Consider the following 19,971-nt stretch of genomic DNA (forward strand, 5'->3'; position numbering starts at 1 on the left):
GGGCGGTCGCCTTCGACCGCCCCACACGTGTGTCCCGGGAAAGGATTGGACTTGGGCACCGAGGGCGACGACAACGAACGCGGCGATCAACGACCTGCTGCGGAATTCGGGCCCCCCGTAAGCGGATTCGGGCCGCCGGTCGATGACGCCGGTTTCGGTGGGCCTGTCCCCGCCGCGCCGCCGCCCGCGCCGTCCGGGGTTCCGGAGCGGGGTTGGCGACCGGCCGGTCCGCCGGCCGGTACACCTGCGCCCGGTCCATTCGGTCCGCCGGCCGGGGCACCCGCGCCGGGTCCGTTCGGTGGACCTGTCGCGGGTCAGCCGCCCGTGACTCCGCCGCCGGGTCCTCCCGTGGCTCCGTTCACCGGTTCGGTGCCGCCGGGACCGTCCGCCGGTCAAGCGCCGCCTCGGCTGCCCGATGGTCGCCGTTCCGCGCCCACTTCCGTCTTCGGTGACGCGGTGGCGACGCCGCCTCCTACGCCGCCCGCGGGGCCGGGTCCGCGGAGCGCGGCACCGTTCGGCGGTCCCACCCCCGGTGGTCCGCCTGCTGCCGACCCGACGGTGCGTTTCGGTGGCGAGCAGCCGCGCGGTGAGAGTTCCGTCTTCGGCGACTCGGTGTTCGGTGATTCCGTGCCGGTGACTTCCGGTCGTGAGCTCACCGAGGTGATCCGTCGTGGTCGCCCCGGCCCCAAAGACGCTGTGCCGCAGGTGCCCTCGCGCGATGTCGGGCCTGCCTCGGAACCGGTGCGGCCGCCGGAGGGCTCACGCACCCCCCTGATCCCGGATAAGCCGAGGCCCGCCGCCGACAAGGCGTGGTGGGACAACCCCGACGATGACGGCGCGATCCCGAAGCCGCCGTCCGAACCCGGTCTGTCGTGGGCCGACGACCCGATCGCGCGCCGTCTCGCGCCGAAGACGCCGATCACCCCGGCGCCGGTGGAGGAGGAGTCCGACAACAAGCGCCTGCGCTGGATCATCGGCGGGGTGGCCGCGGCCGTCCTGCTCGTGGTGGCCCTCGTGCTGACGATCGGTCTGGTCAAGCGCGGCGGCGGTGCCGACCCGGGTGTCACGGCCGCGCCGATTCCCTCGATCGCGTCCGCCTCCGAATGCCAGACTGTCGCAGAACAATCCGTCACCGTCGGCAACGGACCGGGTGACACCACCACCGGCGCCAGGGCCATCCTCGGCTTCCAATACGCCTTCTACACCGATCGATCCGGGGCGAAGGTGCGCGAGTTCGTGGCGCCCGACGCCGAGAACATCTCGCCTGCCGAGACGATCCAGCAGGCGATCGACGGTCAGATCCCCCCTGGCACCACCCACTGCGTGAAGATGCGCGAAACCACCCTGGGCCGCTACGACGTGGAACTGCGCGAAATGCACCCCGATGGCTCGGCGGTGGTCTACAAGCAGGAGATCATCACCACCAACACCGACGGAAAGTGGCAGGTCAAGTCCATCACTGCTCGGTAGGTTCTCATTATTTGAGACAACAATTTCACATTCTGGTGGACGATATGCAATCGTAGGATGATTGCTTCTCTTGGCGTTCCCGGAGGTTCCCATGTCGCTGACCATTCCAGCATTGGCGGGCAAGCTCGCCGGCCTGCAGAGCTCGGCGATCAGAGACTTGCTCAAACTCACCGCTCGCGACGACATCATCAGCCTCGCGGGCGGCCTCCCCGACGCCGCCCTGATGCCGCGCGAGCGGATCGCCCTCGCCGCCGAAGCCGCGCTGCGCGACGCCGCCGTTCTGCAGTACACCGAGTCGTCCGGCTGGCCCGCGCTGCGCGCGGTGATCGCGGCCCGCGAGTCGGCAAAGATCGGCCGCACGGTGCCGGTCGCGGAAGTCTTCATCACCCACGGCTCCCAGCAGGCGCTCTCCCTGCTGGCCGAAGTCCTCCTCGACCCCGGCGCCCTCGTGATCGTCGAAGATCCCGCGTATGTGGGTGCCCTGCAAGTGTTTCGAGCGGCCGGTGCCCGAATCGTCGCCGTCCCCTTGGACAACGAAGGCATGCGCCTGGACATTCTCGAAGACCTTCTCGCGGCAGGCGAACGCCCCGCCGTGGTCCACACCGTCTCCACCTTCCACAACCCCGGCGGCGTCACCCTCACCCCCGAACGCCGTCAGCGACTCGCGGAACTGGCTGAGGCACATGGCTTCTGGATCATCGAAGACGACCCCTACGGCGAACTCTGGTTCGACACCCCGGCCCCGGCCCCGGCGCCGGTGGCCGCGTACTCACCCCAGGTGATCCGCCTGTCCAGCGTCTCCAAGATCCTGTCCCCCTCGCTCCGCGTCGGCTGGATGATCGCCCCCGAAAGAGTCTGTCGCGCAGTGGAACTACTCAAACAGGGCGCCGACCTCTGCGGTTCGGCCCTGACCCAGCAGATCACCACCGACCTGCTCACCGATACCGCCTGGCTGTCCACCCACATAGCTTCGATCCGCACCACCTACGGCACCAGAGCCGAAGCCCTCGTCTCCGCCGTCCGCGCCACCTTCGCCGACCGCGTTCGTTGCACCGACCCGACCGGCGGCATGTTCATCTGGGCCGAATTCACCGACAACACCGACACTTCCGCACTCCTGCCCACGGCGCTCGAAGCCGGCGTCGCGTACGTCCCCGGCGCGGCCTTCGCCGTCGCCGACACCACCCCCAACACCTTGCGACTGTGCTTCACCACCTCGGACGAAGCCACCCTGACCGAGGCGGTCAGCCGCTTGTCGAAGGCCGCACAGACCACGAGCTGAACGCTTTGCGCGGTCGGTTCATACCCAGTTGTAGGTGCGTTCGACGGCCTTGTTCCAGTCGGCGTAGCGCTGGGTCCGTTCCTCCTCCGACATCGAGGGGGTCCAGGTTCGATCGGCGGACCAGTTGGCGCGCAGATCGTCGAGGCCGGACCAGTAGCCGACTGCCAAACCGGCGGCGTAGGCGGCGCCGAGGGCGGTGGTTTCGCGGACTACCGGGCGGACGACGGGGACGTCGAGGATGTCGGCTTGGAATTGCATGAGCAGGTTGTTGCCGGTCATGCCGCCGTCGACCTTGAGGGTGGTCAGTTCCAGGTCGAGGCGTTGGGCGGCGGCGTCGGCGCGCATGGCGTCTACGACCTCGCGGGTCTGGAAGGCGGTGGATTCGAGTGCGGCCCTTGCCAGGTGGGCCTTGGTGACGAAGCGGGTGAGGCCGGCGATGACGCCGCGGGCGTCGGGGCGCCAGCGGGGGGCGAACAGGCCGGAGAAGGCCGGGACGAAGTGGGCGCCGCCGTTGTCGTCGACGCTGCGGGCCAGCGGTTCCACCTCCTCGGCGGAGGAGATGATGCCGAGGTTGTCTCGCAGCCACTGGACCAGCGAGCCGGTGACGGCGATGGAGCCTTCGAGGGCGTAGACGGCGGGGGCGTCACCGAGTTGGTAGCAGGCGGTGGTGAGCAGTCCGTGCTTGCTGAACACCGGGGTGGTGCCGGTGTTGAGGAGCATGAAATTGCCGGTGCCATAGGTGTTCTTGGCTTCGCCGGGGGACAGGCACGCCTGGCCGAAGGTGGCCGCCTGCTGGTCGCCGAGAATGCCGGCGACGGGAATTCCCTCGAACGGACCGGAGGCGATGTCGGCGTAGACCTCCGACGAGCTGCGGATCTGCGGCAGCAGCGACATCGGGATGCCGAAATCGGCACAGATCCGCGAATCCCATCGCAGGGTACGAAGATCCATCAGCATGGTGCGTGAGGCGTTGGTGACGTCGGTGAGGTGCTCGCCGGTCAGCTTCCACAGCACCCAGCTGTCCATGGTGCCGAAACACAGGTCGCCGGCTTCGGCGCGTGCCCGGACACCCTCGACATTATCGAGAATCCAGCGCAACTTCGGACCGGCGAAATAGGTAGACAGCGGCAGGCCGGTGCGATCCGCATAGCGCTGCGGTCCTTGCTCACCGGCCAGTTCGGTGCACAGTTGATCGGTGCGGGTGTCCTGCCAGACGATCGCGTTGTACACGGGCTCGCCGGTGGCCCGGTCCCACACCACCGTGGTCTCGCGCTGATTGGTGATCCCCACCGCGGCCAGATCCCCGGCCGAGCACCGGCTGTTGCCCAGTGCCGCACCGAGCACCGACTCGGTATTACGCCACACCTCCGCCGGATCGTGCTCCACCCAGCCGGGCTTCGGAAAGATCTGCCGATGCTCCCGCTGCGCGGTCCCGACGATCCGACCCTGCCGATCGAAGATGATGCACCGACTCGAAGTCGTGCCCTGATCGATGGCAGCCACATAGCGACGCATTGCTGCAGGTTACCGAACGCGGAGCCCGCGACCGCGGGAATTGTCGTCGGCGACGAATTTCGCAGCCGCGCCCCGCCGCGCACGTCCCGAGCGCCGAGCGGGCACTACGTTTAGCCTGTACGCAGCGGCGCCGCCGAACGCGGCGTTCGCCCCCACTGTCGACTGGGACCGGCCGTTCCTCGGCCGGCGGCGAGGAGTCGAGCATGTCGCAGACACCGGAGTTTCCGTTCCTGCACCCGGGAGAGCTGGTCGCGGGCGGGAAGCGGGACCGGCTCGGGCCGGGTGAGCTGGGGCCCGAACATCGGCGCAGCGCCTGGGAGCGTCTGGGCAAGGATCAGTTCGATGTCCTGGTCGTCGGCGGCGGAGTCGTCGGCGCCGGTATCGCGCTCGACGCCGCGACGCGCGGTCTGTCGGTCGCGCTGGTCGAAGCCCGTGATCTCGCATCGGGCACGTCGAGCCGCTCGTCGAAGATGTTCCACGGCGGCCTGCGCTACCTCGAACAGCTCGAATTCGGGCTGGTCAGGGAAGCTCTGAAGGAACGTGAGCTGGCCCTGTCGACCTTGGCGCCGCACCTGGTGAAGCCGCTGCGCTTCCTCTACCCGCTGACCCACCGCGTATGGGAACGACCGTACGTAGCCGCAGGCCTGACCCTCTACGGCTCCATGGGCGGCGCGAAATCGGTTCCGGGACAGCATCATCTGACCCGGCACGGCGCGCTGCGCCTCGCTCCCGGCCTGCGCCGGGATTCGATGATCGGCGGCGTCACCTACTACGACACCGTGGTCGACGACGCCCGCCACACCATGACGGTCGCCCGCACCGCCGCCCACTACGGCGCGGTCATCCGCACCTCCACGCAGGTCGTCGGGTTCCTGCGCGAAGCCGACCGGGTCGTCGGGGTGAAACTGCGTGACACCGAGGACGGGCGCACCGGCGAGGCGCGCGCGAATGTGGTGATCAACGCGACGGGCGTCTGGACCGACGAGGTGCAGGGTCTGTCGAATCAACGTGGCCGATTCCATGTGCGCGCGTCCAAGGGTGTGCACATCGTGGTGCCGCGCGACCGCATCGTCAGCGATGCCGCGATCATCCTGCGCACCGCAACCTCGGTGCTGTTCGTCATCCCGTGGGGCGCGCACTGGATCGTCGGCACCACCGACACCGACTGGAATCTCGACCTCGCCCACCCCGCGGCGACCAAGGCCGATATCGACTACCTGCTCGGCCGGGTCAACGAGGTGCTGGTCACCCCGCTCACCCACGCCGACATCGACGGGGTCTACGCGGGCCTGCGCCCCTTGCTCGCGGGGGAGAACGACGAGACCTCCAAGCTTTCGCGCGAACACGCCGTGGCCAGGGTCGCGCCCGGACTGGTCAGCATCGCGGGCGGCAAGTACACCACCTATCGGGTGATGGCGGCCGACGCGATGGATGAAGCCGCACAGGACATTCCGGCGCGCGTGTCGCCCTCGATCACCGAGAAGGTCGCGCTGCTCGGCGCCGACGGCTACTTCGCGCTGGTCAACCAGACCGTGCAGCTGGCCGAGCACTACCGCATCCACCCGTACCGGATGACGCACCTGCTCGACCGCTACGGCTCCCTGGTCGACGAGGTCCTCGCCATGGCCGCGGGCAAACCCGAACTGCTGCAACCGATTACCGACGCCCCCGCCTACTTGCAGGTCGAAGCGGTGTACGCGGCCGCCGCGGAGGGCGCGCTGCACCTCGACGACATCCTGGCCCGTCGCACCCGCATCTCGATCGAATACTCCGATCGCGGCGCGAACAGCGCCGAACAGGTGGCCCACCTCGTCGCACCCGTACTCGGTTGGGACGCCGACGATATCGACCGCGAGGTATCCACGTATCAGGCGCGCGTGCGGGCCGAAATCGAATCGCAGACCCAACCCGACGACACGTCGGCCGACGCACTACGCGCCGCCGCTCCCGAGCCGCGTCCACAACTGCTGGAACCGGTACCGCAGGACCGCTGAGCCTCAGTAGACGATTTCAGGGTAGGGGCTGACAGCGTGGGCAGAAGTAGATGCCGCGTTCGCGCTGGGTGATGCGGTCGGCGGGGTCGTCCTCACCGAGGAGTTGGGAGGCGATGGGGGTGCCGCAGCGGGGGCAGGAACGGCGAGTACGGCCGTAGACCATGGCGCGCCATGGTGGTTGGTGTGCGGCCTTGCCGAGGACGCGGTGAGCTTCGTCGACGAGCGCCACGAGATCGGGGATGTCGCCGACGGCGGTAACCGGGTGGACTTTGCGCAGAAAGCAGATCTCGCTGCGGTAGATGTTGCCGATGCCTGCCAGATTGCGCTGGTCGAGCAGGGCGAGACCGATGGCGCGACGGGGGTACTCGGTGAGCCTGCGCAAGGCTTCGGCCGCATCCCAGTCCGGGCCGAGGAGATCGGGGCCGAGATGGCCGATGACGGTGTGTTCGTCGGCGCGCGCCAGCACTTGAACCTTGCCCAGCGAGAAGCCGACGGCCTCGAACTCGTCGTTGGCGAGCACCAGTCGCGCGGTGACCGCGGGTTTGGTCCAGCGCTGGCCGCGGTGGAACACCCGCCACACGCCTTCCATCTTCAGATGGGTGTGGATGCTCACACGGTCGGTGCGGATGAACAGGTGCTTGCCGTAGCTGGCGACCTCCTCGACGGACTCGCCGACCAGATTCACGGTGGCGTAGCGCGGGACCCGGAAGTCGCTGCGGGTCAGAGTTCTACCGACCAGGGCCGTGCGTAGGCGCTTCGCGGCGTGGAAGACGGTGTCGCCCTCGGGCATTCGGCTACACCTGCCTACGCAGTCGCAGACCGCTGGGGGTCATCGAGAAACCGGCTTCGATCAGGACTTCGACGAACAGGTTGCCGTGCACGGTTTCTCCGTTGATCTTGTCGATCACCAAGCTGTCGACCCTGCGGTCGCGCACCAGTCCGGCCAGCGCGATCGCGGCCGCACGGCGCAGACCGATGTCCTCGGTGAAACTGAGCAGAGTCTTGCCGCCGCGCTCGGAGTAGAGCACCAACTCGCCGCCGACCAGCACCACCACCGCGCCCGCCTTACGGCCCGGCCGATGACCGCCTTCGGCGTCGCCCTTCGGCCACGGCAGGGCCGCGCCGTAGGGGTTGGCGGGGTCGCACGCCGCGAGGGCGAGCGCGACGCCGGCTCTGGTGTTGTCACGGTCGGTGTCGAACGAACGCAGGCGATCGACGGTATCGGTGGTGGAGAACTGGGCGCCGCCGAGCGTGTCGACGAAATAGCCGCGCCGGCAACGGCCGCGATCCTCGAACTCGGTGAGCACCCGGTACATCAGCTGGAACCCACCGGAGATCCCTTCGTTCTGCACCGAGCCCCGAGTCAGCACGCCGTAGCGTTCGACGAGCTGATCGGCGGTGGCGTGGGCGCGAACGGTGTTGTCCCGCACGCGTTCGGGCAGGATCGACCAGCGGCCCGCCAGCGTGGGCGGACCGGACCGGGTCGGCATCGATGGTCGCGGCAGGTACGCGCGACCTCGGGGAGCGCGGCGCGGGGTGCGGTGCGCGGTGGTGGTCCGGGCGGTGCCGGACAGCAGGGCGCGCACCGGGGCGAAGGTGTCACCGGAGACGTATCCCGCCCAGACCAGCTGCCACAGTGCGTCCCCGGCCGCCTTGTCGTCGAGCAGACCCGCGGCATCGGAGAGTTGGCGGAAGAAATAGGCACCGCCGCCGGTCAGTGTGGGTGGTAATCGTGTGACACCACCGGACTCGGTGGGCGCATCGTGTGCTGGATCAGGTCGTTGGCCGTTGCCGCGGGCCGGTTGTGCCGACTCGGCGGCGTCGAGGTCGACGACCTTGTCAGCCGGCGCTTTTCCACGAGCGGCCTTCGCGCGCGGGCCGGGCGCCTTCGAGTCGGTGCCGGGTGGGGGCCATGGTTCCAGGTTCGCGCCGAGGGCAACCAGAAGGCTGAGCTGGATGTCGGTGGGGTCGATGTCATCGGCGGGCGGCAGCGTGAACGGGGCCTGGTCGGCCAGGTGCAGGGCGATCCAGCCGTCACGGGCGGTGATGGCGCCGTGGCCGGACCACACCACCTCGCCGGTCGCCATCAGCTCGTCCAGCATGGCGGGGGAGTAGTCGCGCACTCGTGTCGGCAGGATCAGCGACTCCCAGGCCGAGGCCGGAATCGGCACGCCCGCAAGCTGTTCCACCACTGTCGCCACGCCGTCGACGCCACGCAGCTCGCCGGAACCGACGTGTTGCCAGGCGGGCAGGAAACGTGCGAAGGCGGCGGTGGACACCGGCTCGACCTCGTGCCGAGCGGCAGCCAGCGAACGGCGGCGCAACCGGCGCAAGACCTGGGCATCACACCACTCGCCGCCGGCGGTACCCGGCGTGAACTCCCCTTCCACGACCCGCTTTTCGGCGAGCAGGCGGTGCAGCGACGTCGCGGCGACGGCGGTACCCAAGCCGAAGCGGTCGGCGACCGCGGCCGTCGTGAACGGCGCATGGGTGCGCGCGTAGCGGCCGACGAGGTCGCCCAGCGGATCGGGCACCGGTTCGATGAACGCCGCGGGCACCCCGATCGGTAACGGCACCCCGAGTGCGTCCCGCAGGCGCGCCGCGTCCTCGACTGCCACCCACCAGGTTCGTCCCGCGAACGAAACCTCGAGCGCCCGACGCGAATCCCGTAGTTCCGCGAACCACGCGGGCGCGTCGGAGTCGATGAGGAGGTCACGCTCACCCTGACCGGAAGCGAGTCCGCCATCCATCCCGTCGGAGGGCGCAGCAATCGCTGCGGCGGCAGCGGGATCGGACGGCTCGGCTGCGAGCGTGCCCCCGCTGGGTCCTGCGGCGAGCTCACCGGATTCCGAGGCGAGCTCGTGCGTGCGGTAGTCGTCGGGTGCTCGACTTTCCATGGCCTCGGCGTGCCGGGCGGCGGATGCGGTGCCGGGCCGGGGGACGCAGCGAGCCGCGGCTTCGACGGGCGTGAGGGGGCCCAGTAGACGCAGGAGGTCGGCCAGACCCTCGGCATCGCGGGCTCGACGTTCGGGGGTGAGGCGTTGGAGTTCCTGCTCGGTCAGGGTGATGACGTCGGGGTCGAGGAGTTCGCGGAGCTCGACCCGGCCGAGGAGTTCGGCGAGCAGGCTGGAGTCCAGCGCCAGTGCGGCGGCTCGGCGTTCGGCCAGCGGGCTGTCGCCGTCGTAGAGGAATTGGCCGATGTAGGAGAACAGCAGAGCGCCCGCGAAGGGCGACGGGCTCGCGGTTTCGACCTCGATCAGGCGGATCTCGCGGCGGGCCACCTTGGTGAGCAGGTCGCGCAGGGCGGGCAGGTCGTATACGTCGCGCAGGCATTCGCGGACGGTTTCCAGCAGGATCGGGAACTGCGGGAACTTGCGTGCAACGTCCAGCAATTGGGCCGAGCGCTGCCGCTGCTGCCACAGCGGGGCGCGCTTGCCGGGATCGCGGCGCGGCAGCAGCAGCGCCCTGGCTGCGCATTCGCGGAAGCGCGACGCGAAAAGGGCTGAGCCGCCGACTTGTTCGGTGACGATGTCGTCGATCTCGTCGGGCTCGAAGGCGAACAGTTCGGCGCCGGGCGGTTGATCGGTGGTATCGGGGAGGCGCACCACGATGCCGTCGTCGGAGGCCGTCGGGGCGGCGTCGATGCCGAACTGTTCCTGGAGGCGCGCGCCCACCGCCAGTGCCCACGGTGCGTGCACCGGAGTGCCGTAGGGGGAATGCAGGACCAGGCGCCAGTCGCCGAGTTCGTCGCGGAACCGTTCCACGACCAGCGTGCGGTCGGTGGGCAATTGACCTGTCGCACTGCGCTGTTCCTCGAGCAGACCCACCAGATTCGCTGTCGCGTTCTGATCGAGTCCGGCGGTGCGCACCAATTGCTCGAGTCTTACCGCGGGCTTGCTCTGCTCCGCGGACGACTTCGCCTTCCTCGGAGTGGCAATCTGCCCCTCGGCGGCGTCGTCGACGCTGGACGCTGCGGCACGCCCGGCCTTCTTCGAGCCCCGGGTCGACTTGGTGGGTGCGGGAACTTCCGACGTGAGGTCGGCCGGGGTCAGTGCGGCGCCGGAGCCCATGTTCGCCACGATCCGGGACAGCTCGTCGGCTGGGACCTGACCCGCCGTGCGCACGAATTCGCCCAGCGCGGCGCCCAATTCGGCCGGACGACCCAAACCGTCACCATGCCAGAACGGCAACCTGCCCGGTAGTCCGAAGGCGGGCGACACCAGCACTCGATCGAAGGTGATCTCCTCGATCCGCCAACTGGTCGCGCCGAGCGCGAACACATCGCCGACGCGCGATTCGTAGACCATCTCCTCGTCGAGTTCGCCTACTCGCGACGCCTTTTCGCCCACCATGAACACCGCGAACATGCCACGGTCGGGGATCGCGCCGCCGGAGGTCACCGCCAGGCGCTGCGCACCGGGACGGCCGGTGATGGTGCCCGCGTCGCGGTCCCACACCACGCGCGGCCGCAGTTCGGCGAACTCGTCGGACGGATAGCGCCCGGCCAACAGGTCGAGCACCGATTCGTAGGCCGAGCGCGGCAGGTTCGCGTAGCTGCCGGTGGAGCGGACGATATCGAACCAGCTGTCGACGTCGATCGGTTCGAGCGCGCAGGCCGCCACCGTCTGCTGGGCGAGGATGTCGAGTGGGTGCGCGGGGATCTGGAGCTTCTCGATCTCACCCGAGAGCATGCGCTGGGCAGCCACGGTGCAATGGATGACATCGGTGCGGTGCTTGGGAAACAGCACGCCGCGCGAGATCTCACCCACCTGGTGCCCGGCGCGGCCGACTCGCTGCAAGCCGCTTGCCACCGACGGCGGCGCCTCCACCTGCACCACCAGGTCCACCGCGCCCATATCGATGCCGAGTTCGAGACTGCTGGTGGCCACCACACAGCGCAGGCGACCGGTCTTGAGATCGTCCTCGATGATGGCGCGTTGTTCCTTGCTGACCGACCCGTGATGCGCGCGGGCCAACAGGTGGTCGGCCCCGTGGATCACCTCGGTGGACGGCCCCAATTGGGCGGGTGGCTTGTGCTCGGTGTCCACTGGCTCGCCGAGCCGCGCGGAGTAGGTCTCGTTGAGTCGCGCGGTCAATCGCTCCGACAGCCGTCGCGAGTTGGCGAACACGATCGAGGACCGGTGCTCGAGCACCAGGTCGACGATCGCCTCGTCGACATGCGGCCAGATCGAGCCCGGCTGATCGGAGTCGCCCCCCGGGTCGGTCATATCGGCCACCGGCACCCGCACCGACAGGTCGAAGGTCTTCGGCGCGGGCGGGCGCACGATGGTGATCGGCGCGTTGCCGACCAGGAACCGTCCGACCTCCTCGGGCGGGCGCACCGTCGCCGACAACCCGATCCGCTGCGCGGGCTTCTCGGTGAGCTGGTCGAGTCGAGCGAGCGACAGCGCCAGGTGGGCGCCGCGCTTCGACCCGGCGATGGCGTGCACTTCGTCGACGATCACCGTGTCGACCTGGGCGAGCGTCTTGCGAGCCGCCGAGGTCAACAGCAGAAACAGCGACTCGGGAGTGGTGATGAGAATGTCCGGCGGCGTGCGGAGCATGGCCCGGCGCTGGGCAGGCGGCGTGTCACCGGAGCGCACTCCCACCGAGATCTCCGGCGGGTCGAGTCCCAACCGTTTCGCCGTCTGCGTCACGCCGACCAGCGGCGCTCGCAGATTGCGCTCCACATCCACGGCCAGCGCCTTCAACGGCGAGACATAGAGCACCGACGTGCCGCGGGATGCGCCCGGCTCCGGTGGGTCCCGGTGCGCCAGCTGGTCGATGGCCCACAAGAACGCCGACAAGGTCTTGCCCGATCCCGTCGGCGCGATCACCAGCGTGTTCTCCCCGGCGGCGATCGCGTCCCACGCGCCGAGCTGGGCCGACGTCGCGCCGGGGAAGGCACCGTCGAACCACTGTGCCGTCGCGGGGGAGAACCGATCCATGACACCAAGTGTGCACCGACCCACCGACAACTTCGCCGGCATCATGCACCCCCACCTGCGTGGATATGCCGATGACCGGGCGGCCCGCAGACCGGGTTGTGGCGTGGATCGCATTCGTCGCTACCCTCGACTCTCGTGCAAACGGTGCTGAGAGTCGACCTGGTCGGCCATGGCCTTACCGAGGCGGTACGTAAGGCGCGTTTTCCTGTCGACGAACCCCTGGACGAGTCGGGGCGGGCCGCTGTGCGTGCCTGTGTACCGCTCGATGAAGCGTTGGTGCGGACAGGACCGGAGCGGCGGGCTCGGGAGACGGCGGAGGAATTGGGCCTCGTCGGCGAACAGGACGTGCGATTACGTGATCTTGATGCGGGGTCGTGGCGCGGCAGTGAGATGGGCAAACTCGCGCAGGATCAGTTGTTCGCCTGGCTGACCGATCCCGAATTCCGTGGGCACGGTGGCGAATCCGTCACCGATCTGGTCGATCGGGTGCGGTTCTGGTTGGCCGAGATCGCGTCGTCGGGGCAGAACACCGTGGCGGTGACGCATCCGGCCGTGGTGCGCGCGGCGCTGCTCGTGGTGCTCGACGCACCGGCGAAGTCGTTCTGGCGCATGGATGTTCCGCCCGCGAGCATTACCCGGCTGCACTATCGCGGGAACTGGACCCTGCGACTCGGCAACGGATAACGAAGAAGGCCCCGGATTCGAAAATCCGGGGCCTTCTTCGTAGTAGCGGGAACAGGATTTGAACCTGCGACCTCTGGGTTATGAGCCCAGCGAGCTACCGAGCTGCTCCATCCCGCGTTGCAAATACCACTTTACACGGGGTGGGTCAGAAGGTGAAATCGCCTGGTGGGCGCAGTCGCGCCTGGCTGTTCAGCCGAAATGGATGCCCTGCGCGAGCGGGAGCTCGGTGGAGTAGTTGACGGTGTTGGTGGCCCGGCGCATGTAGGCCTTCCAGGAGTCCGAGCCCGATTCCCTGCCGCCGCCGGTGTGTTTCTCCCCGCCGAACGCGCCGCCGATCTCCGCACCCGATGTCCCGATATTGACATTGGCGATGCCGCAGTCGGATCCGGCCAGGAACTGTTCGGCCTCGCGCTGGTCGAGAGTGAAGATGGACGAGGAAAGTCCCTGTGTCACATCGTTGTTGAGTGCGATGGCCTCGTCGATGTCGTCGTAGGTCAGCACGTACAGAATCGGTGCGAAGGTCTCCTCGCGCACGAGCTCGGTCTGCTCGGGCATGCGAACAAGGGCGGGGCGCACGTAGTAGGCGTCGGGGCCGAGTACCTCGACTCGCTCACCGCCGCAGATGATGTCGCCGCCTTCGGCCACCGCGCCGACCAGCGCCTGCTGCATCGCCGCGAAGGCGCGCTCGTTGATCAGCGGTCCGACCAGCACCCCGTCGTCGAGTGGATTGCCCACGGGGAGTTGGCTGTACGCCGCGGCCAGCCGGTCGACCAGCTGGTCGGCGATCGAACGATGCACGATCAACCGCCGCAGACTCGTACACCGCTGCCCCGCCGTCCCGGCCGCCGAGAAGACGATGCCGCGCACCGCCAGCTCCAGATCGGCACTCGACGCCACGATCGCGGCGTTGTTTCCGCCCAGTTCGAGCAGGCAGCGCCCGAACCGCCCGGCCACCCGCGGGGCGACGGTGGCGCCCATCCGCACCGAACCGGTCGCGCTCACCAGGGCGACCCGAGGATCGTCGACCAACGCGGATCCGACCGTGGCGTCACCTTGGATCAGTTGGTGCACTTCGGGATCGGCGCCCACCTCGACCGCCGCGCGACGCAGCAGCGTGTGGCACGCCAACGCCGTCAACGGCGTGGTCTCCGACGGCTTCCAGACCACCGTGTCCCCGCACACCAGCGCGATGGCGGTATTCCACGCCCACACCGCGACAGGGAAATTGAACGCCGAGATCACCCCGACGACGCCGAGCGGATGCCACGTCTCCATGAGTCGGTGTCCGGGCCGCTCGGAAGGCATTGTGGCGCCGTAGAGTTGGCGCGACAGCCCGATCGCGAACTCGCAGACATCGATCATCTCCTGCACTTCGCCCAGTGCCTCGGGGCCGATCTTGCCCGCCTCCAGGGTCACCAGCTCGGCCAGCTCGTTCTGATTGGTCACCAGCAACTGGGCCAGCCTGCGCACCAACGCCGCCCGGACGGGCGCGGGGACCGTGCGCCACGCCTCGAATGCGGTGGCGGCGCGGCCGATCGCGGCATCGACATCGTCGGGGGTGTCGGCGGTCAGGGGCAACAGGACACCGCCGGAGATCGGCGTGCGCGCGAGCAGCGGGCCGGGTTCCGGCACGGCGGCGCCGAGGCCCTGCAGCACTGCCCTGGCTCGCAGGGAGAGCTGCTCGGAGAAGTTCACGGTCTGCGTCATCGGTACTCTGCTCACCTTCTGCTGTTTGGTACGACTCACGGAAAAGTTCGGGAGATTTCGGTGGGGAACGGAAAGAAGTTTTCCCCGCGCGGGCCCCACGCTGAGTTAGCCTTCGCTGATGGCGGAAACACCGGCTCGACCCCAGCTCGATGACATCGATCGACTATTGATCAAAGAACTGATGGCCGACGGTCGCGCTACATTGTCGAATCTGGCGGAGAAGGCCAGTCTCTCGGTTTCCGCGGTGCAATCACGGGTGCGCAGGCTCGAAGCGCGCGGGGTGATCCGGGGGTACGCGGCGCAGGTGGACCCCGAAGCTCTCGGGCACTTGCTGTCGGCGTTCGTCGCGATCACTCCTCTCGACCCGTCCCAGCCCGATGACGCGCCCGCCTTGCTGCAGCACATCCCCGGCATCGAGGGGTGCCACTCGGTGGCGGGCGAGGAGAGCTACGTCCTACTGGTGCGGGTGGCCTCGCCTCGGCATCTGGAACATCTGCTGCAGGAGATCAGGGCCACGGCCAACGTACACACCCGCAGCACCATCATCCTGCAGACATTCTATAACAGGTAGTCATCTTCCGTAATTTGATTCGTGATTCCGTGGAACTTCCGTAAATATTTGCGTATCGTCGGTTTCATGACCATCGAACTGGAGCGCCCCGGCGCGGCGGTCATCCCCGCCAACCGGGTCCACGAAATCCTGTCCTCGCACATCCTCGCGGACGGTTTCGAGCTTGTCCTCGACCTACACGAGTCGCACGGCCGAACGCTGGTCGACGAACGCGACGGCACCAGCTATCTCGACATGTTCGGCTTCTTCGCCTCCAACGCGCTCGGGATGAACCATCCCGCGCTGGCCGGCGACGAGAGCTTCCTCGCCGAACTGGCCGCCGCCGCGCTGAACAAGCCGAGCAACTCCGATATCTACACCGTCGAGATGGCCCGCTTCGTCGACACCTTCGCCCGAGTTCTCGGTGATCCGCGTTTACCGCATCTGTTCTTCGTCGACGGTGGTGCGCTCGCGGTCGAGAACGCGCTGAAAGTCGCTTTCGACTGGAAGAGTAGACGCAACGAATTGCACGGCCGCGCAACGGATCTCGGCACCAAGGTGCTGCACCTGACCGGCGCCTTCCACGGGCGGAGCGGCTATACGTTGTCGCTCACCAATACCGACCCGGTCAAGACCGCGCGATTCCCGAAATTCGAGTGGCCGCGAATCGACACACCGCACACCTTCGCCGGGCCCGACATCGCCGCCCTCGAAGCGCGCGCCATAGCCCAGGCCGAACAGGCCTTCGCCGACAACCCGCACGACATCGCCTGCTTCATCGCCGAGCCGATCCAGGGCGAAGGCGGTGACCGCCACCTGCGACCGGAATTCCTCGGCGCCATGCAGCGGCTGTGCCACGCCAACGACGCGCTGTTCATCCTCGACGAGGTGCAGACCGGTGTCGGCATGACCGGAACCACCTGGGCCTTCCAGCAATTGGACGTGCAGCCCGATGTGATCGCCTTCGGCAAGAAGACCCAGGTCTGCGGGATCATGGCGGGCGGGCGGGTCGACGAGGTAGCCGACAATGTCTTCCAGGTGAGCTCGCGGCTCAACTCCACCTGGGGCGGCAACCTCACCGACATGGTGCGCACCCGGCGCATTCTCGAAGTGCTGGAGCGGGATCGGCTGATCGAGGGCGCGGGGCCGCTCGGTGCGTATCTGCTCGACCTGCTCGGCAAGCTCGCCACCGCGCACCCGGACAAGGTCAGCGAGGCGCGGGGGCGTGGGCTGATGTGCGCGATCACCCTGGCGACGCCGGAGCTGCGCGATCGGGTGGTGACCGAGCTTCGTGACCGTGAACATGTGCTGCTGCTCGGCACAGGGGAGCGCAGCATCCGGTTCCGGCCGCCGTTGACCGTCACCGAGGACGAGCTGAGTCAGGCCGTCGGCGCACTCGACGCGGTGCTCACGCGAGAACACTGACGGTGTGGCCGCGTGCCCGGAGACTGTTCCGCCGGGCACGCGGTGCCATGCGGGAGCGGCAATCAGGTCTGCGGAACAGCCAATCCGAGTGCGCCCGCGACGAAGCGGTGGACCGAGGCCAGACCGGCGGCCAGCGCCTCGTCCTCGCCGGGACGAGCCCAGCCGGTGACGGTGGCGGTGTCGTCGGGGCCCGGTGTCACGCCGATCTCGGCGACCAGTTCGGCCGTCGTCGGAACGCAGACCGCCCAGGAGAAATGGGATTCATCGGCCCACTGCGCCGACCGGGTGGCCACGTAGTCCGGATCGGTGATGCCGCCGTCGGCCAGCGCGGGTCGGTCGTCGATGCGCTCGTCGGCGCGAAGGGCGCGCAGATACCAGGACCCTGCGTTGATCTCGATCGGTTCCACGCGAGCAGCCTAGTGGTGCCGTGCGCCGAGCCGGGGTCAGGCCGTGCGCAGGGCGCCGCCGAGCAGTGAGTGCACCGCTGTGCGACCGATGTCGAGGGCGCGGGTGAGCAGGTCGGTGTCGCGGGCCGCGCTGTCGATGGCGGGGGAACCGACGGGTGGGTGCACCTGGAGGACGTGATCGCCGAGCCCGTCGAGGTAGCTGTCCTCGACCGCCTGCTGGCCGGGCCGCTTGCTCCACGCCCGGAAGGCGCCGGGCGCGATGGCGCGCATATAGCCGCCGCCGACCACCCGATGCAGCAGGGGAGCGGGCGGGCGGAGTTCATCGGTCCGGCGGGTCCGCAGGACCAGGGCGTGGGTGGCGCCCGCGGCCACGGCGGTGCGGATCGGGACGGTCTCGGTGAGCCCGCCGTCGAAGTAGCTGCCGCCCGCGAGGGCTACCGGTGGTCCCGCCAGCAGCGGTAGGCCCGCAGAGGCCCGTAGCGCCGTCATGAGCGTGTTTTTATCGGTGATGTAGGGCCCGAGGTCCACCGACTGCCCGGTGCGGATATCGGTCGCGATCGGGTGGAAGGTGGTCGGATTGGCCAGGATGGCCGGAAAGTCCATCGGCTCGATGCCGTCGTACACGCGATGCACGAGATAGTGCAGATCGAAGACGGGTCGACCGCGGAAGATCCGCACCGGATCGACCACGCGGCGCATGATCACCGGGTCGGTCCACGAACGCATTCCCGTCGCCGCGCGCCCGCACAGCAGCCACGCGCCGTTGATCGCTCCGGCCGAGGTGCCGTAGACGGCGTCGAACACCGTCGACAGGCCCAACTCCTCGAGCGCCTGGACCATGCCGCTGGAGTACACACCGCGGCTGCCACCGCCCTCGATCACCAACGCGAGCCGATTGCCGTCGGCGCGCTGCCCGGATTCCCGGCGAGCCCGGATGACCTCGGCCACCGTGGCCGAACCCGGCGTCGAGAGCGGGTCCAGGCCGGTGTGCGCAGTACTGGTCACCCGATCCACGATACGACAGAACACGGGCACCCATCCGGCGCGGACAGGTGATTTTCGTCCGCCGTTCACCCCGGCGAACGACAACGGGCGCCGGTCCGAGAAGACCGACGCCCGCTGGTGAGCTTGCTACCTACTTGATCTCCGCCAGAACGGTGCCCTGGGTGATCGCGGCGCCCGCCTCGACGGCCAGCCCGGTGACGACACCGGCCTTGTGCGCGTTGACCGGGTTCTCCATCTTCATGGCCTCGAGCACCACGATCAGGTCGCCCACCTCGACGGTCTGGCCCTCTTCGACCGCGACCTTCACGACGGTGCCCTGCATCGGCGCGGTCACCGCGTCACCCGACGCGGCACCGGCACCGGCGCCGCCACGCTTGCGCGCCTTCGGCTTCTTGCGAACCACACCGTTGCCGACCGAACCGGCCGCACCGCCACCGAGGGTGAACTGACCGGGCAGCGACACCTCGACGCGACGTCCACCGACCTCGACGACAACCTTCTGCCGGGGCAGATCGTCGTCGTCATCGTCGGCGGCACCGGCGGCCGTGTACGGCTCGACGGTGTTCTTCCACTCGTTTTCGATCCACTTGGTGTAGACGTCGAACTTCTCGCCGTCACCGATGAACGCCGGATCCTCGATGACCGCGCGGTGGAACGGGATCACCGTCGCCAGGCCCTCGACATCGAACTCGGCCAGCGCGCGACGGGCGCGCTGCAGCGCCTGCTCGCGGTTCTCGCCGGTGACGATCAGCTTGGCCAGCATCGAGTCGAACTGACCGCCGATGACGCTGCCCTGGACCACGCCGGAATCGACGCGCACACCGGGGCCCGAGGGCTCGCGGTAGACGTTCACCGGGCCGGGAGCGGGCAGGAAGCCGCGACCGGCGTCCTCACCGTTGATCCGGAACTCGAACGAGTGGCCACGCGGGGTGGGGTCTTCCTTGATGGACAGCTCGTCGCCGTTGGCGATCGCGAACTGCTGACGCACCAGGTCGATGCCCGCGGTCTCCTCGGTGACCGGGTGCTCCACCTGCAGTCGGGTGTTCACCTCGAGGAACGACACGGTCTCGCCCTGCACCAGGTACTCCACGGTGCCTGCGCCGTAGTAGCCCGCCTCGCGGCAGATGCGCTTGGCCGACTCGTGGATGGCGGCGCGAACCTCGTCGGACAGGAACGGCGCGGGCGCCTCCTCGACGAGCTTCTGGAACCGGCGCTGCAGCGAGCAGTCGCGGGTACCGGCGACGACCACGTTGCCGTGCTGGTCGGCGATGACCTGGGCTTCGACATGGCGGGCCTTGTCGAGGTACTGCTCGACGAAGCACTCGCCGCGACCGAAGGCGGCGATGGCCTCACGGGTGGCCGACTCGAACAGTTCGGGGATCTCTTCGATGGTGTGGGCGACCTTCATGCCGCGGCCACCGCCACCGAAAGCGGCCTTGATGGCCACCGGGACGCCGTATTCCTTGGCGAACGCGACGACCTCGTCGGCGTTCTTGACCGGGTCCTTGGTGCCCGCGGCCATCGGCGCCTTCGCCTTCTCGGCGATGTGGCGCGCGGTGACCTTGTCACCGAGGTCGCGGATGGACTGCGGCGACGGGCCGATCCAGATCAGCCCGGCGTCGATGACGGCCTGGGCGAAGTCGGCGTTCTCGGAGAGGAAACCGTAACCGGGGTGGATCGCGTCGGCGCCGGACTTGGCCGCGGCGTCGAGGATCTTGTCGAACACGAGGTACGACTCGGCGGAGGTCTGACCGCCGAGGGCGAAGGCCTCGTCGGCGAGCTTCACGAAGGGAGCGTCGGCATCGGGCTCGGCATACACCGCGACGCTGGTGATTCCCGCGTCCTTGGCAGCCCGGATCACGCGAACCGCGATCTCGCCGCGGTTAGCTACGAGTACCTTTGTGATCCGTGCGCTGGCATGGCTGGGCACTGAGCCTCCTGTGTGCAATCTTTGGTCGCGTCGGGGAACGGGTCGCCGGTTAGG

General features: G+C 68.5%; 13 protein-coding genes and 1 tRNA gene. 6 read left to right on the forward strand and 8 right to left on the reverse strand.

The window, feature by feature from the left end; genetic code table 11:
• The first annotated feature begins 348 nt into the window (after positions 1–348).
• The gene (locus OHS03_RS33390) at positions 349–1,470 is read left to right on the forward strand and encodes a DUF8176 domain-containing protein (protein ID WP_328659504.1); all 1,122 of its coding nucleotides are present in this window, start codon (positions 349–351) and stop codon (positions 1,468–1,470) included.
• Positions 1,471–1,561: 91 nt separating this feature from the next.
• Positions 1,562–2,752, forward strand: a complete 1,191-nt coding sequence (locus OHS03_RS33395) for an aminotransferase-like domain-containing protein (protein WP_328659506.1) — start codon at positions 1,562–1,564, stop codon at positions 2,750–2,752.
• Between the two features lie 18 nt (positions 2,753–2,770).
• On the opposite strand, the gene glpK is transcribed toward OHS03_RS33395, so the two are convergent.
• Entirely contained in the window at positions 2,771–4,267 is a 1,497-nt protein-coding gene (glpK, locus tag OHS03_RS33400; RefSeq protein WP_328659508.1) for a glycerol kinase GlpK, read from the reverse strand.
• Between the two features lie 203 nt (positions 4,268–4,470).
• On the opposite strand from glpK, the gene OHS03_RS33405 reads away from it, so the two are divergent.
• Positions 4,471–6,261: a glycerol-3-phosphate dehydrogenase/oxidase gene (locus OHS03_RS33405; RefSeq protein ID WP_328659510.1), complete on the forward strand. Its 1,791-nt coding sequence runs from the start codon at positions 4,471–4,473 to the stop codon at positions 6,259–6,261.
• Positions 6,262–6,277: 16 nt separating this feature from the next.
• Here OHS03_RS33405 and OHS03_RS33410 read toward each other — a convergent pair whose 3' ends face one another.
• Positions 6,278–7,051: an Fpg/Nei family DNA glycosylase gene (locus OHS03_RS33410; protein WP_328659512.1), complete on the reverse strand. Its 774-nt coding sequence runs from the start codon at positions 7,049–7,051 to the stop codon at positions 6,278–6,280.
• A gap of 4 nt (positions 7,052–7,055) precedes the next feature.
• A complete protein-coding gene (locus OHS03_RS33415) occupies positions 7,056–12,209 on the reverse strand; it encodes an Lhr family ATP-dependent helicase (protein ID WP_328659514.1) in 5,154 nt (1,717 codons plus the stop codon).
• A 135-nt stretch (positions 12,210–12,344) separates the two neighbouring features.
• On the opposite strand from OHS03_RS33415, the gene OHS03_RS33420 reads away from it, so the two are divergent.
• Positions 12,345–12,893, forward strand: a complete 549-nt coding sequence (locus tag OHS03_RS33420; protein WP_056818063.1) for a histidine phosphatase family protein — start codon at positions 12,345–12,347, stop codon at positions 12,891–12,893.
• Positions 12,894–12,936: 43 nt separating this feature from the next.
• Here OHS03_RS33420 and OHS03_RS33425 read toward each other — a convergent pair.
• Both OHS03_RS33425 and amaB read right to left on the reverse strand, forming a co-directional pair.
• Positions 12,937–13,010: transfer RNA gene (locus tag OHS03_RS33425), tRNA-Met, on the reverse strand.
• 72 nt (positions 13,011–13,082) lie between these two features.
• Positions 13,083–14,600, reverse strand: a complete 1,518-nt coding sequence (amaB, locus tag OHS03_RS33430; protein WP_328659516.1) for an L-piperidine-6-carboxylate dehydrogenase — start codon at positions 14,598–14,600, stop codon at positions 13,083–13,085.
• A gap of 118 nt (positions 14,601–14,718) precedes the next feature.
• On the opposite strand from amaB, the gene OHS03_RS33435 reads away from it, so the two are divergent.
• Both OHS03_RS33435 and lat read left to right on the forward strand, forming a co-directional pair.
• Positions 14,719–15,171, forward strand: a complete 453-nt coding sequence (locus tag OHS03_RS33435) for an Lrp/AsnC family transcriptional regulator (RefSeq protein WP_328659518.1) — start codon at positions 14,719–14,721, stop codon at positions 15,169–15,171.
• A gap of 66 nt (positions 15,172–15,237) precedes the next feature.
• Positions 15,238–16,575, forward strand: a complete 1,338-nt coding sequence (lat, locus tag OHS03_RS33440; RefSeq protein WP_328659520.1) for an L-lysine 6-transaminase — start codon at positions 15,238–15,240, stop codon at positions 16,573–16,575.
• 62 nt (positions 16,576–16,637) lie between these two features.
• On the opposite strand, the gene OHS03_RS33445 is transcribed toward lat, so the two are convergent.
• The 3 genes from OHS03_RS33445 to OHS03_RS33455 all read right to left on the reverse strand — a co-directional run bounded on the left by OHS03_RS33445 (position 16,638) and on the right by OHS03_RS33455 (position 19,917).
• On the reverse strand, positions 16,638–16,982 hold the full coding sequence (locus OHS03_RS33445; protein WP_328659523.1) for a hypothetical protein: 345 nt from the start codon (positions 16,980–16,982) through the stop codon (positions 16,638–16,640).
• Between the two features lie 36 nt (positions 16,983–17,018).
• Positions 17,019–17,987: a patatin-like phospholipase family protein gene (locus tag OHS03_RS33450; protein WP_328659525.1), complete on the reverse strand. Its 969-nt coding sequence runs from the start codon at positions 17,985–17,987 to the stop codon at positions 17,019–17,021.
• Between the two features lie 130 nt (positions 17,988–18,117).
• Positions 18,118–19,917 carry an acetyl/propionyl/methylcrotonyl-CoA carboxylase subunit alpha gene (locus OHS03_RS33455; protein ID WP_056818056.1) on the reverse strand — a complete coding sequence of 600 codons (1,800 nt, stop codon included), beginning with the start codon at positions 19,915–19,917 and terminating at the stop codon, positions 18,118–18,120.
• Positions 19,918–19,971: the final 54 nt, after the last annotated feature.

This window comes from Nocardia salmonicida, from assembly GCF_036142455.1.
GTDB classification, from domain to species: Bacteria; Actinomycetota; Actinomycetes; order Mycobacteriales; family Mycobacteriaceae; genus Nocardia; species Nocardia salmonicida.

What these genes read in the sequence shown, in the direction of transcription:
- OHS03_RS33405 (WP_328659510.1), top strand. Translation starts at nt 4,471, where the DNA reads ATGTCGCAGACACCGGAGTTTCCGTTCCTGCACCCGGGAGAGCTGGTC.
- amaB (WP_328659516.1), bottom strand. Translation starts at nt 14,600, where the DNA reads ATGACGCAGACCGTGAACTTCTCCGAGCAGCTCTCCCTGCGAGCCAGG.
- OHS03_RS33410 (WP_328659512.1), bottom strand. Translation starts at nt 7,051, where the DNA reads ATGCCCGAGGGCGACACCGTCTTCCACGCCGCGAAGCGCCTACGCACG.
- OHS03_RS33415 (WP_328659514.1), bottom strand. Translation starts at nt 12,209, where the DNA reads ATGGATCGGTTCTCCCCCGCGACGGCACAGTGGTTCGACGGTGCCTTC.
- OHS03_RS33435 (WP_328659518.1), top strand. Translation starts at nt 14,719, where the DNA reads ATGGCGGAAACACCGGCTCGACCCCAGCTCGATGACATCGATCGACTA.
- OHS03_RS33395 (WP_328659506.1), top strand. Translation starts at nt 1,562, where the DNA reads ATGTCGCTGACCATTCCAGCATTGGCGGGCAAGCTCGCCGGCCTGCAG.
- lat (WP_328659520.1), top strand. Translation starts at nt 15,238, where the DNA reads ATGACCATCGAACTGGAGCGCCCCGGCGCGGCGGTCATCCCCGCCAAC.
- glpK (WP_328659508.1), bottom strand. Translation starts at nt 4,267, where the DNA reads ATGCGTCGCTATGTGGCTGCCATCGATCAGGGCACGACTTCGAGTCGG.